Source organism: Haloarcula sp. H-hyl6, assembly GCF_056934455.1.
In genome coordinates, this window is the sequence record NZ_JBRIIK010000004.1 from 294,636 (window position 1) to 310,574 (window position 15,939).

The window sequence follows — 15,939 nt, forward strand, 5'->3', positions numbered from 1 at the left end:
CCCGATTTCGCCCCAAAGCCGTTTTGATTTCTACTTTCTGTACGGCCCAGTTCTTCCCCCTTGATAGTTGTCTCTCTGGACACCAGTCTTGAGCTGACTCTCTGAATGGTAGGGATATTGAGTAGTATGTGAAAAGTGTTATTTACGAGGCATTGGATGTACCAGCCAGTGCTGCTGAGGAGAAACGCTATTGAGAGAGTCATTCGGGACTCTTGCCTGGAGAGGCCCCTGTCCGGCATGTGATGGCACGAGAGTCGGACACGGGAGTGGCATTTGCAGCTGTGGGTCAGAACGCAGCAATAGTTGGAGTGACGGACGGGGGCGACACCTGCTCAGCACATGATGTGATTCACAAACAGCCGCGTATCAGCTGGAAGATAGTAACCCTGACAACGGATATGACATGAGTCGATACCGCACAATCGCGCTAATCCTTCTATTGGTTGTTTCGTCGTTCGGAAGTAGTGTCGGGATGGCATACCCTCATCCATCGCCCCCGACTCAGTCGTCGGTCGCTCCGGATGTGACTCCGTCAGAGACGGCCCACACGGAAGTAGCCAGTCCCTCTCATTCGTTACGCTCTAACAGCCGATTTGTGATTATCGACCGCTCGCTGGAGCAGTCGGGAACGATTGCACCCAGTAGCGATCAAACGTTCGTCGACGGGGGGGTCTATACCGCCATTGTGACGGTGGATGTGAGCGAGAAGGGGCTGATCGATCGAGGGGAAGTCTCACAACCACAACTCGAAATCAATGTGTCGGGCCAGGGCGTCTCGATAACCAGTATCTCGTCCTCGGCGGGCGATTACGATATCTCCCCGTCGGACCCCGATTGCCGCGATGGATGCCAGTTGGCCAGTTCCAACGCTTTTGGCCCGGCGTCACAGCACACCGTACTCGTCAGGTTCGCCCTTGATCCGAGTGTCGCGACGGACAGTGTGACCATCGGTGCGGACCCGACGCCCGATAAGCAGAACGGCGACGGTACGACAGTCACCTACGACGTTGTCGAGTCAGCCAGTTCGACCGAACAACTGGCAGAGGTGGCCGAAGCACAAGCACGACTTGCCACCGGGTACAACAAGACCTACGACCGGCTTCTGTACGGTGCGGACTGGGACGACCGGGTCGAACGACGCATGGGGCGGGCGTTCACCATCGTCGCAAACGATGCGGCGATGTCGATTGTGACGTCGTACGCCGATGAGGCGATCTCGGGTGTTTCGAGCGTTCGACACGCGAACAATCTGGAGACGTACCAGAACGCTCAGACGGTGTACGGGATGTCCCAAGACTCGTTCGGGAGCGGGACGACGGTCGGCAAGATTGCGCGCGTGAATAATCGGTTGTACCTAGACCTGCAGCGACGCATGGATATCGGGAGTGCAACTAACGCCGGAAACTCCTCATACGCCCTGCAGGAGCTCGCACGCCTTTCACGCGAGGAGGCCGAAGCGTGGCGCACGGGAGACAGAGAGCGGGTCCGGCAGATTCTCTACAAGAAACAGTATGTCCTGATGGGGTACTCGAAGAACGTCCCGGCATCGTACAAACTTCGCTTCGAGGAAAGCTTCGATGGCGCTGTGACTGGACCAGAGTCGCCGAGTCTGTACCACCAGTCACGGAGCCAGCGAATCGCAGTATCAGACGAGGGGAGCAGCGACCTCTATAATTACTTCGACGCGGTCCACCAGTACGCCAAGGCGGAGTACGAGCGGATCGATGACACGGTCTTACCCATGGCACGGGACCCGAGCCCACACGTCAGGCTCAACACGTCACAACGCGATCTCCAGTCCCGTCTTGCAAACTTGGAACAGGGCGAGACGATGACGGTCACGTTCCACGTTTCGAACGGCGAGAACGCGGGGCTGACGTCGTCACAGGGGTATCTTTCGGTCTCACACGCAGATACGCTGAACGTGACCGGATTCGAGCAGGTCGACGGAGACACCGACGTTGCCGTCGTAAACAGTTCCGTAGGTGACGAGATATTCTATCGTAACGGGACACGTCGGCCGGCCAAGCACCCACTGACAGATATCCGTGAGCCGTACGACCCCGGCGAGACGAACACCTATCGGCTCACGCTGAAACGGACGTCGAGCAGCGGAGACGCCTGGATCGCGTATCGGACGGCGTTCCAGCCGCTCATACACGACGAGGAGGCCGACCAGACGTCGTTCATCCGCTATCCTCGCTCGTCGACCGTCGACAGCACCGACCAACAAAACTGGGCGGCAGTCAACGTCACGGAAGACCCCGCTGCGGGGAATCAATCACCGGTAGCTCGCATCTCGGTGTCGCCATCGAGTATCGAGGCTGGCGACATGGTGACGCTCGATTCGCGACTGTCCAGTGATGACACAGCTGTTGAGTCCGCGACGTGGAGCGCTGATATCGACGACGACGGGACCCGCGAAACACGCACCCAAGACAGGGTTACCACGACGTTCGGGGCGGCCGGCACGAAGAACATCACCCTGACCGTTACCGATGCCGCCGGCATGAGCGATCGTACAACGACGACGATTACCGTTTCGCCCGCACGAGAGGTGACGGCATCGTTCGAGGCCAACCGGACAATCATTGAGCCGGGTAACGCGACGGAGTTGCGTGCGACCACGACAGCTCAGGAATACGCGTGGGATCTCGACGGTGACAGTGTCTACGATGATGCGACCGGGCCGACGGCGACGTGGCAGCCCGAAACGACCGGCGACCACGTTGTCGGGCTCCGAGTGCAGGCCGCTGGCCAGCAGGACTCGGTGGCGTTCACCTACACGGTCGAACAGGCGGAGGCGACACTGACGGCCCCGACCCCAGTGGTCGACGCGCCGACCACGCTGGCGGTGGGTGAGGTCGGAACGTTCGATGCGAGTGACTCGACGGATCAGTCGGTCAGTGATGGCGACCTCGTGTCGGGAACGATCACTGACTATCAGTGGGACTTCCAGAACGACGGGGCCAGAGACGCTACCGGTGACGTCGTCACCCATGCCTTCGATAGCCCGGGTGAATACACAGTCAACGTCACGCTCACCGATGCGGAGGGTCATCAGTCACACTTGCTCCGGAACGTCACCGTCATCGGGCAGCAAGACCCGGTCGCAGCGTTCACGTATTCGCCGACCGCGCCACACCCAGGTGGGACCACCACGTTTGACGCAGGGCCATCCAGCGACTCAGACGGCACCGTTCAATCCTACGAGTGGGACTTCACGGGTGACGGCACCGTTGATTCGACTGGCGAAGTGGTCACGCATAGCTTCGCTGCCAAAGACTCCTATCAGGTAACGCTGGTCGTGACGGACGACGACGGCAACACGAACCGCACCACGAACCGTATCGCCGTCGGGTCCAGAGAGCGCTGGACATACGCCACCAGCAATGGAATCACAAGCTCACCGACTGTCGTTGGAAATACTGTGTACGTGGGCGCGAAAGACTCACTGCACGCTGTCAATGCGACGACCGGCGAGAGACAGTGGCAGACTGCCCTCGGCAAGTATGCAACCTCATCACCGAATGTCGTCGCGGGAACGGTCTACGTTGGCTCCCGCACAAGGGCGTCTGATGGCTCGCTCACCGGGTATCTCTACGCGCTCGATACCGAAACAGGGGCTAAACAGTGGTCCGTTGAGACCAGTGGGTCGGGAACCTCGGCTCCGACGGTGAAATATGGCACTGTGTACGTGGGCTCCCGAAACGGCACCATCTTCGCGATTGATGCTGAGACCGGCACGAAACGGTGGCAGGTGTCTACCGGCGACCGCATCAAATCGTCACCCACCGTTGTCAACGGAACGGTCTATGTCGGAAGTCACGACGGCTACGTGTACGCGATCGACGCGCACAGCGGTGCTATCGAGTGGCAGTCGCCCGACGGCCGGCTCGGGTGGTCGTTCATCTCCTCATCGCCGACAGTTTCGAATGGGACCATCTACATCGGAACCGGCGACGGGCACCTGTACGCGCTTGACGCGGAGACTGGGACACAGACGTGGCGATTCAAAACCAACGGGTCGATCGATGCCTCGCCAACCGTCTACGACAGGACGGTGTATTTCGGCTCTCGCGACAACCACCTCTACGCAGTGAATGCGGCCACCGGAACCGAAAAGTGGCGGTTCGAGGGCGACGATTGGATGGCATCGTCACCGACCGTCGCCAACGGCACCGTCTACGTTGGCGAGCAGGAGACGGGGTCCAGGTATTATCCTGCGAACTCCCTGTACGCCATTGATGCAGACACTGGGAAGAAGCTGTGGAGTCATGGCGACGACGCGATCACCTCCTCACCGACGGTGGCGAACGGGATGATTTACGTCGGGACGTGGAATGGGACCCTCTATGCGCTGAATACGGATGGCGCCAGTTCGAGTGAGGGCTCTCGCGTCCGACTCGGTACTCTCGGCCACAATGATAAGTACAGCACCGAGGTCGCCACGAGTCCCTGGATCTCGTATTCGCCGCCCGTCGTTGTCGGTGAACCGGTAACGCTCAACGTATCGATGATGGCCGAGAGTGCCGGATCTGATACCTCGTACGAGTGGGACTTCGATGACGATGGACAAACAGATGCGACTGGCAGAGCGGTCACTACAACTTTCGACTCGGCTGGGCCCCAGACAGTCTCGGTCACGGGTATGGACGCAAGTGACCCTGCGGAAGCGGCCACTACAACGGTGGACGTCACACGAGTCGTCCGGGAACGCCGCGTTGACTTCAGTTACAACGAGGAGTTCAAAGACATCGAGCAGACTGCAGACGGCGGCCTCGTTATGGCCGGCCGTGCCGACAGGCCGATAGCTGGGAACTCACTAGCCGACTTCTGGCTCCTGAAGACCAACCGAACCGGACACGTCGTGTTGAACCGGACGTATGGGACTGAAGGCGTCTCAGAAGTCGCAATGAGTGTCACTGAGACGAGCGATGGCTACGTGATGTTGGGTTGGGACGGCAAACTCGTGAAGGTCAATCGATCCGGCGATCGGCAGTGGACTGCATCGGTTGACGGCTGGTCGCAGCACGAGGTGATGACGACCGAGGATGGCGACTTGTTGGTCCTGGGTGAAGGTGTGAAGAAGCTAAACGAAACCGGCACAGTCGAATGGCATTCCCTCGATACCGTCGACTACGCTAGCGACGCCATCGAACTCCCCGACGGCGATTACGTCGTCGTGGGTCGTGCCAACAGCTACGGCAGTGACGATGCATACATCGCACGCGTCGCTCCAAACGGAACCGTTCGCTGGCGTAAGCACTACGGGGGCGAGGGCCACCAACACGCGCGGTCGATAACGCGAACAGCAGACGGTGGCTTCGCTGTCGCTGGCTGGGACGATCGGACCGATAGCGGCGACTACCAGTCCTGGCTGTTCAGAACGGATGTATCGGGCGATCTGGAGTGGTCATACCGCGGCGGTGGTAACGAGAATGAATACATCAGAGCGGTCGACCGCGGCGTCGGCGGTGGCTTCATCATGGCCGGGAAGAGCCAATCGTTCGGCACTGGTCATCGATCGGGGTACATGGTCAAAGTCATCCCCGACGGACAGGTGGCCTGGAACCTCACGCTGGACGGCGGTGACTTCCCGGACATCAACGCAATGACGCCGACGTCCGATGGCGACTTCGTGGTCGTCGGTCGGCACGGCGATCCAAGGGACGCATGGCTGGTAGAGGTGAGCGGCAACGAACCGGTCGCGAACCAACGGCCCCGGCTTCGATATGGGAACTGGACCCGGCGGACGGAGGCCGGGGTTGCTACGTCTCTGAGTGCCTCCCCGTCGTTCGACCCCGACGGTACGGTTCAGTCCGTTCACTGGTCGTTCGACGACGGCACAACCGCCACGGGAACGCAGGTGACTCATACCTTTACCGAGGCAGGCACCTACGCCGTCGAGATCACACTCACCGACGATGATGGGACCACAGTGTCCACGACGCGGAACGTGACCGTTGAGGCGGCCAGTGAGACTGAACCTGCCCCACCCCTCGAGATCGCCAGCGACAGCTCGTCGATCCAGCCGACGCTAACGGCATCCGGGGAGACTCAGACGTACGACATCTCGGTGCGTGTTGCGAACCTTCCCACCACTGGTCCCGGTGAGGTCGATGTCCGTCTCGATGGCTTCACGCTTGCTTCTGACTCCGCCGGCGAGACAGCCACGTCCGGGACCGACACCGTCACGATTCCGTACACCGAATCCGACATTGTCGACGGCCGCGTCACCGTCTCCACGACCGTCACTGCCACCGCGCCTCAAACTGCGGGCGTGTACCATGCGTTCGTGACTGACGTCCGCCACCGGAACGACTCGACTGGCACACTCGAGTCACGGCTCAGTGACCCCGCTCCGATCGGCGCCGTAGAAGTGGCCGAGACACAATCAGACGGTGATCGGGTCACCGTCGTCCCGAATGAAACGACGCTCACGCCCGGAGAGACCGTCACGGTGAATATCAGTGCCGACACCACGGCGGATGTGTACGGCGCCTCTGCGTTGTTGTCATACAACAGTTCCGTCCTCCGTGCGACGAACATCACTCGCGGTGGGTTCCTCTCACAGGATGGGACGCCAGCGCGCCTGATGATCCAGACGATCAACAACGAGACAGGCATGGTTGACATCGGCATTACCCGTCTGGAAGCAGACAGGGGCCTGAACGGGTCGGGAACGCTCGTACAGGTTGAGTTCGTCGTCGCCGAGACAGTGTCGCCCGGTGCTGGGAGCCACCTCACTCTCGACCGGGTTACACTGGCAGACAGCAACCAACAGTCGGTGGCGGTCACCACTCGAAACGCAACCATCAGCATGAGTTCGCTGAACGTGGATGCATCGGTCGCCTCGCAGGTGAATTACGCTGGCAGTCCGATGCGTATCCAAGCCAACGCCACCGGCACAGATATCGCACAGCTAGAGGCTGGGTTGAATCGACCCACCGCCGGGCCACCTGAAACAGTCCCCTGTACGGGAGGCCCACCCTGTGGCCAGACAGTGAACGTCGTCCCCGAGCAATCGAGTTGGAACGGCTCTGGCTACGAGCCAGTAACTGTGGCGGTGACGGCCGAGACTGAAACCGGCCATACGACCACCCAGACCCTCACCACGACCATTCGGATGGCTGGCGACGCCACCGGCGACGGGGAGGTCAACATCCAAGACGGTGTGCTGGTCGGCCAAGGGTGGCGAGCTACCCCCAAGACCTCCAACTACGCCGCCAGCGCAGACCTGAACAACGACGGCCGCATCAATATCTTCGATGCGGTCGTTCTCGGTCGGAACTGGCAGGAGAGCGCTACAACCGAATCTAGTGGTTCCACTGACAGCACCACAACACAGACCTCCACCAATACCACACGGACTACCACCGAAGGCTGACCGACTGTCCCATCATGACTATTGGAGTGGGGTACAGACAACCGTTTTCTCCCGCCAAGTACTGACGGCACTCACCATGCATTCATCCCTGTAAGCGAGAGGTTAGGCTACACGCTTCTCCAATACGGGGACGAAAACACCGGCAAAACCTGGCTCATGGCGATCACACAACGTGATCTGATGCCCATCGGAATCGCCAAGAAATGCCGAGCAGGCCATTGCTGAAGGTTCTACAGACAGGGCAGTCCGAGTGCCCGGGGCCGTTCGAGAGTGCAATAGGGCTAGCGGTTGCTTCTGACGCTAATCCTCGCCACCACAGATCGATAGGCTCGCAGCATCTCGGTTTTGTAACCAGTATGAGACGAGCGTCAGAAAGACCTGGTAAACCTAACGCTCTCTTGTGATGACGAGACCCTGTCGGCGTCTCGATCCACGTGACTCTGCGGCGTTTCACCCGATAGGGCCCCATCAAATGAGCGTGAACTATCGCTCCCAGTCCGAAAAGAGTGCCGTCAGACGCAGCGTCAAAACCGAGAACTAACGGTGGCCTCAGTTATCAGCCTGCTCCGCGGTCTCGTTCCAAGATTGCCCGATCTCGACAGCGTCTTGAATATTCACGACGCCGTCTTTGTTGAAGTCTGACGCTGCACTGTAGTCCTGCCCGTCATCGGTCGACTGCCAGTGACGAGCGACTGTCACAGCGTCAAAGATATTGATCCGACCATCACCGGTGGCATCTCCACGGGCGTACACTGTCACTGGCACCTGCTTGATCGTCGTTTGGCCCTGTTCATTTTGGACCACGACGGTAATATTTCGCGGCTCATATCGGTCAGCCGAAGCGTTCCACGTACTCTGCCCGATCGTGATATTCGTTTGTCTCGAGAGAACGGTTGTTCGCTGCTGGAGCAGTGACAGTTGGTTGCCCCCAGGCAGTTGGAATGTGACAGATGTGAGGGCCACAGTTGGGCTGCGAGCATCTAACTGGATCTGGATCGGACTGCTAGCGTAATTGACGCGTGTCAGCAGTGCTGTACTCGTTCGAGGTGACGTATCATTACTGAACGTCACCGTTGTATTCCCAGCTATGCTAAGTGCAACCCAGTCGCTGCCAGTCCCGCCGGCGTTTGCAACCGTGTAATATGGTTGCGGCCTGCGATCAACAAACATCACGACCTCCTCATCACTCAACTCGACTGGGAGGACAGACTGGTTAAGATAGAGCGTCGTGTTCGACGTCGCCGTGCCAGTTGTGGTGACCTCGAACGTGGTGTTTGTCGCGGTGTGCCGCTGCTGACTGATGCTCGTGTTCGGTGCAACAGTCGACCCGATGCGGGCCGCGCTCGTGAGTGAGCTTGGTTCAGCCGTGGCAACTGGGTCGGTCTGATTGAACGGAATGATCGACTCCGTAAGCTGGACCGACACAGGCTTGCTCACGGTCGCCGTTTGAAGCTGGTCGTTGACGACAGTGAGTGTGACATTCTGAACGCCCGTGGACGTGAAGTTGTAGACGACGGACTCACCCTGCTTTTCAGCAGTCCCATCGCCATCGAAATCCCACTGATACAGTGAGATATTGCCACTGCCAGCCTGCGTTGCCGACGCATTGAACCGAACTGGGTCACCAGCCACGATCGTCTCAGTGTCCGCAGTATACTGCGGCTCCGGCGGAGCCGTATCGTCGGCGACCGGCGATGTCGTGTTCACAGCAACGACAACGTCATCCCAGTAGACCGTCGTATCACCGCTCGACAACGAGAGATATGACAGCGCATCCTCGAATGAGGACACTTCACGCGTGACTGAGCCAATAGCCCGGTCACCAGCGAAATGCGTTATGCGGACAACGTCGTTGGCACGATCGTAGCGAATTCGAATCGTTCGCCACTCACCGGGCGAGAAGTACTGGCCCGTTTGCCCGCCACTGGCGGTCACCGCTCCATTGTTCTGGATACTGAATAGCGAGACACGCTCACCGCTCGCCCAGTATGCCTGGGACGTCCGGAGCTTGACGTCCGCATTCGAACCATGACAGCCGGCGTCCTGTTCGATGTCCGAATAGCTCGGGATCCGTACATCAGCGACAACGACAATCGTTCCGTTCTGAACCGGGTTCCCATCCCGAGGGTTGGCAATGGGATGGTTGCTGATTGCCTCCCAACAGCCGCCTGGCCGACCAGACATACGGAGAGACTGCTCTCCGTTTGCCGCCCTGCTCGCGACGACTTCTTGATCCTCGTTGCCATTCTGTTTCCAGCCTGTCGGATAGCTGCCAATGGTCTCGTCCTCGAAATTGTCGGCGAACAGTAGCTGGGTTGTCCCATTCGGAACGACAGTCGTCACCCGGGTGAGATTCGTCGCAATGCCGTCTTCATCGGTCACTTTCAGACGAACAGTCTCGTTTCCAACGTTCGTGAACGAGTGGGTGACGGTGATTCCAGTCTTATCGATTGTCCCGTCATTGCCAAAGTCCCACTCATATGTTGCGGCACGACTATTCCCATCGAAATCGACCGTCGCTGACGCATTGAATCGCACGCGGTCTCCCGGCGTCGGAGACGTCTCATTGGTTTCGTAAGCTGGCTCCGGGGGCACGACGCCATCCGTCACACTGACCGACTGAATCGCCACCGCTGTCTGGCTCGCGTTTGCAGTGTGTGTCACGACGAGGTGAGTTGTGTCGTTGAGAGTGGTTGGTGACAGCGCTGTCAGCGTCTGTCCCGTCCCAACTATCGTCGTATTGACCTGTGCCGCCGCGAGTGGGATACGGGTACCACCGGCTGTCTCAAAGGCGACTGCAAGTGAGCCATTCGACGTCCCTACCTCACGAACGGTGTAATTGACACGGATCCGGTCACCACGATCGATGTCGCTAACTGGTCGGGACAGTGTCACCGGCGGCGCAGAGCCGTTTGTGACGAGTCGAGCACTGCCGTCATTGGTGGTCGACCAAGTCCCGGTGCCGACGGTTTCGTTTGCTCCGTCGGCGGCCGGACTGAGTGTCCAGCCCGTCGTCTTCTTGAGGAATGCAGCTTTGAATGGTGGCTCTTGACCCGTCCCCTGACGGACCTCAACGTTCTGTGTGAGCGAGGTTGTCTGCCCACTCGCGGTGACAACTTCCAGTTCAACGGGGTACGTTCCGGGTTGCACAAACCGATGCGTCACTCGCTCACCGGTGGCATCGGTGACGCCGTCGCCATTAAAGTCCCAGCGATACTGGGTGATATTGCCAACTGCACTCTCCGATGCGGATGCGTTGAGCGTGACTGGCTCGCTGACGACGGGCTGTGCTGGCGTTGAGCTAAACGCCGCTGTGAGATTTGCTGTCCCCAGTTGTACGCCGGCCCAATCCTCAGCAGAGAGGAACGGAGCCGCTGGTCGGAATGGCCAGTAGTAATCCCGATCAGCACCAGACTGCCCCGAATGCAGTCGCAGTTGTACGCCGATAACTGCCCCAGGTTCAGCCCCAATCGTGTCAAGCGGGACGCGATATTCATAGACGCTTGGGTCACCCTGGCTTGCCCGACGCAGCCCTATTGGTGGCGTCAGAACGTCAGTTGGCCCGAGTCTGCCGAACTGACGGTAGCGACTGTTTCCGGTTGGACCGTAATGTGAAATGAATACGTCCGTTTGCGGTGAGGTTGTCGACCCGTTAAGGCGGCCATCACGGTCACCGTCAATACGCAGTTGCAGACGGCTGTAGAGGTCGCTTGGCAGGCCACTTTCGACACCCAGATAGAGATACTCACCATCGTGAAGCAGCGAGACGTTCGCGGTCTGATACCCAGTGCCCTCAGCGTTTCTGAAGCGGAGAGTGTAGGTTTCACCGCTCGTCCAGACTGGGTCGCCAAGCACGCCGTCAACCGTTGGTTGCCCTGCGGTGACTGGGGCGGTTAGGTGCGTCGTGTTCTCGTCGATCAAGACGGCGCCGTCCGTCTGTCCAATCGCACCACTGCTCCCATTCGCGGTATCTGCCCTTACCAGCGTGGCCGTATACACACTTGGTGTCTCAACCTGCGTGGTTGCGGTATATCGGATCCCAGAGTCGGTCGTATTGGCTGTGAAGGCCGTCAGTGTCGCAGTGCGAGCGCCTGTCCGGTTTCGGATCACGACACTCGTGTCTGCGAGTGACGCATTCGATGTGAATTGCACGCGCAATGTGCGATTATTCACTACGCCAACACTGTATTGGGTAATATCGACACTGGGAATGACCTGCACCGAACGGCTGGCTGATTCGAATACTTCGGTATCAGTCCGTGGCTTCGTTGCGGTAGCACGCTTTGTCTCCGGTGTTGCAAACTGATAGGTAACATTCCCATCTGCACCGGTGAGTCGAGAGTCGGAGCCAACTGTCACGGTAGCGTTCACTGGCGTACCGGTATCTGCTCGACGCACAGTGAATTTGACCGCGTGTTCATCAGGAACCGTCGAGCGGTTAGCACTGAGTTGCAGTGGGACCTGCTTGCGTTCCGCAGTCAACGACAGAGTATCGTTCTGATAGTTCGTCGTCGGCGTGTCCGACCGGTTGACCTGCACGTCGAATGTCCCTGACGTGGGAAGTTCCCACACAAGCGTGCCATTGGTCACGGAGAGCGTTTCACTGAAGGCCCTTTCTTCAGTCCCGAGTGGCGCAGTACCGGAGATCCGGATTGTTGCATTACTTGGCTGGCCGGTATCAGTGCGCCGAACAGTGAACGTGATCGGTGTAGCTGCTGCCACCGTCCCTGAGTCGACGATTTCCGTGTTACGTGTTGCGGCTCGTAGTGCCAAGGGAGCCTGCGCTTTGCGCACTGTGATGTTGGTTACTGGCTGGTCACCAACGGTAAGATTGTACGCCCCCGTCTCAGTAAACGTAGTCTCGAACTGCACTGTTGCGTTCGATGCTGCTGGCACTGAGACTGTCTGAGTCGCTGTGGCCGTTCCATTAGTCCGCAAAGGCACCTCGACAGTACCGTTTTCCACACCCTGGTTCGTGAGGCGGGCCGTGACATTGACCGTGTCATTGACTTCAGCTGTGCGAGTCCCAACCGAGTACTCCTCTATGGAGATATCTGCGGTCGGCGACAGGACACGAATCGTCTGCTGTGTTCGGTTGATCGCACCACTATCATCGACAGTCACAAGGGTGGCAGTATACCGGCCGGGCTCGTCGTATGATTTGCTAACTGTCTCGCCGGTCGCGGTTGTGTTATCACCAAATGACCAGGCGTACTGCGTAATATTCCCGTCTGGGTCCACGCTGTCAGTCGCATCAAATGTCACATTGGCCACCGGGTCGGCGACTGGCTGCGTGGGTGTCGTAGTGAACGCCACAACAGGATTTTCGTTAGCCTGCGCCCGTACCGTCACGTCATCAACAGTTACGCTCCCGGTGCCGCTGTTGATAGCGAAGTAGTTCAGATTGCTCTCAGCCAGTATATCTGACTGAACACGAGATCCGACATATTCGTCGTTTCTGTAGTACGTGATACGAGCCCGCCCATCATGACGACGATAGACGGCGGTAACCGACACCCATTCTCCCGTCTCATATCCAATTCTTGCGGCCTGGCTGTCGATACTCGTCCCACTCGGACTGAAGGAGAACAGCCGTTCTCCGACCATTCCATACCGTGACTGGCTGAACCCAACGTTTGGTCTCTCAACGTAGAATGTGGATGTACTTGTTCGGAAGCGAAGCTGAATAGTGACGGCACCTTCGGTGGGAACCGAAAGATTCGGATGATGCGCCACAGCACGATCGCCTTCATCATCCGGATCGTCTGGCATGATGTATCCCGGTAGCCGCATTGCACGATCGCCCGTGGCGGCTGGTGAATCAACAACAATCGGGTCCCGGCTCGCATAGGACTCATCTTCAGATGGGAGCCATTGTTCCGGTGAGCTTCTGATAGGGTCCGATTCGAAGTCATCGTTGATCAGGCCAGTTCCTGGTGGGGAAGCAACCGTAACCGTGTGAATGTTCGTATCAGCGGTCGTGCCGTTCGCACGAAGGCGCACAGCGATATAGCCATCTCGTGGGAGATCACGCGGCAAGCGTGCTTGGAGGCGTCCATCTGCGGTAGCATCCCCTCCATCCGAATCAAGCACGACTGGCGGTGTGCCTGGACGCCCAGCAACTAATTGCAGTTGGGCAGACGTTCCAGCAATGTCGCTCGCAGTATACTGGACTGTCACATTCGTCCCAGTCTCAAGTGGCCCCGTTTCACGGCCGACGACCGCCTGTTGACTTCCAGTCCCAGCGAGCCGGATACTCCCATCGTCAGCGTCAGAGTAGCTGACCTCACCACTGCCAGCCTGCTGTGTCCAAGCACCCAACCCAGTAGCGAACGTATCGGTATGCGGGAACTGCATGCGGACGGTAACTGGTCGGCGGTCACCATCGCCGACAGTGACGTTGTACAGCCCTGGCTCAGAGAGTGTGAAACTGAAACTTGCCGTGGTTGTCTCATCAGGACCAACCGACACGGCCCGTGACTGTTCGATTGCTGTTTCATCGATGCGGAACGTCACCGACTCATTCCCTGCAACATCACCCGTGTTCCGGATAGTGGCGGTCAGATTCACCGTCTCACCGGGATCGACACCGGTGGCTTCTAGCTGATACCCTTCTACTGTCACATTTGCGGGCGCTCGAACCTCAACAACCTGCTGTGTCGAGAGGAATCGACCACCCGGTGATTCAGCGGTGAGTGTCGTATTTCCAGCGGCTTCGAATCGGTGCGTGACCGTTCCGTCTGAGCCCGTCCGCAGACGGACCGAATTAAACGTAATATTCGTATCAACGGCGTTCCCCTCGCTATCCGTTACCGTGAGTTCGACTGGCTGGCCAGCGATTGGCCGACTCCGGTTGAGTTGCAGGTCTAACTCTGAGCCCTCAACAATCTGGAGCGTGCCAGTGGTGCTAGCCGTCGCTGTTCCATCTGCATCCTGCGCGAGGTGGACATATCTGTAGGTACCGGCGGGGAAATTCGGGTTGGTCCCAACGACAATTTGCGTGGCAGGTCCCGCTGTCTTGGCGGTGAACGATCCATTGAGAGTTGGCTCACCGAAGAGATACTGTGTATTCGGTGGCGTACGACCGGCACTTTCACCGAAGAAGTCGACGGTACTCCCAAAGCCCGGTGTTCGAGTTAACTGATCATCAGTGAAGTCGACGCCTCCGATAACGAATCGGTCCCGAATAAATCGGTTACCATTGACTCCATCAACGGTGTAGATGGTGGTCTGATTTTGAATCGCATCGGCACTTATCGAACCATCGATTGAAATCCGCTCATTTGCTTGGCTATAGGTGTCGTTGTTGTAGAGGAAGAAGACATGGTTGGTATTGCCATCGAGCGGGGTCGCTGTTGCATTGAATGTCGCATTTTGTCCCGCAATCACTTGCGAGGATTGCGTCTCAGATTCGAGAGTAACATTCGATGCTCCGCGTTGGACAATGAGTGTATCAAAGCCGAGTAACGTCATATTGCCGCCGACAGAGAAGCCTGCATCTTGCGCAGTGAACTGCGAGTCCGGAGCTGTCGGGGCTGCAAAGAACAAGATATACTGGCCAGACTGTTGAGGCGTAAACTCGAACCGACCCGCTCCAGACTCGTTTAGTGTCGTTGTTGCAGCAATCTCCGAGGTGGAGTCGATGTCGCCAGTGGCAACTTGCTCAATCGTCTTGACCGACAATTCCCGATTTTCACTCAATCGTGCCACGACAAGCTGGACGGGGACATCACTAAAATTCGCAGATGATGCAGGGACACGATCGGGCTGGTAGGTGACTGGTACTGCTGAGCCAGTTTCATACACCCCGAGTGTTGGTTTCTGTACTGGAATCGTAGCGGTACCAAACTGGATCGCTCGCTGGCGGTTCTGAATACGTGTTGTAGCTGCTGTCGGATCAGTCCGCAGCGGGAAAATGAACCGTTCCCATGCCGTGAGGTCTTGCGTGATCTCGAAACTGGTATCCGAGATTTGACTCTGGTCAAAGAATTGTTCTCCAACCGTGATTTCGGTCGATGCCTGGGAATTAACACGAACAGTGTGTGTCCCAGTGGTGTCAAAGACGACAGAAAACGTAGTCCTGTTAGTACTGTCAGCTGAGACAGTGACTTGCTTCGATTGTGATTCAGAACCGTCGACATAGAGAGTTACTGTCTTCGTCTGGGACGTGTTGCCGTCGTTTCTAACCACCGCGGTGATATCGACCGCAGTTCCCGTCGCAGCTAATGGCGAGTCAACCGTATATGAGACAGACAAATTTGACTGGTCACTACTGGTTTGTGTAAGGACCTGGCCAGTACTCAGTCGTGTTTCGGCAGGCTGGTCGCTTGGGACGGTTGCAGACATAGCGGTCGACTGCTCTGCTAGCGGTTGTGGCTGTGAGGGGGTTGCAGCGGCGCCAACTGGGCCGAGGATGAATGAAATCGCTACTAATCCGGTAACAATGACTGTCGTAGCCGCAGAGCTAAAGTTGACCATGCAGGTGGACGCCTCGTTAGTGCACCTAGCGGACTCTCTGTCTGGTAAGAAATACCTTTCGCAAAGCTGGA

At 58.1% G+C, this 15,939-nt stretch carries 2 protein-coding genes; one reads left to right on the forward strand and one right to left on the reverse strand.

All coding sequences use genetic code 11. The features are described 5' to 3' along the window. The first annotated feature begins 595 nt into the window (after positions 1–595). Positions 596–7,390 (forward strand): outer membrane protein assembly factor BamB family protein, encoded by a 6,795-nt coding sequence (locus tag Hhyl6_RS21965; RefSeq protein ID WP_483741379.1) that lies wholly within the window; start codon positions 596–598, stop codon positions 7,388–7,390. A 549-nt stretch (positions 7,391–7,939) separates the two neighbouring features. Here Hhyl6_RS21965 and Hhyl6_RS21970 read toward each other — a convergent pair. Next, on the reverse strand, positions 7,940–15,736 hold the full coding sequence (locus Hhyl6_RS21970; protein WP_483741380.1) for a PKD domain-containing protein: 7,797 nt from the start codon (positions 15,734–15,736) through the stop codon (positions 7,940–7,942). Between the last annotated feature and the right edge of the window lie 203 nt (positions 15,737–15,939).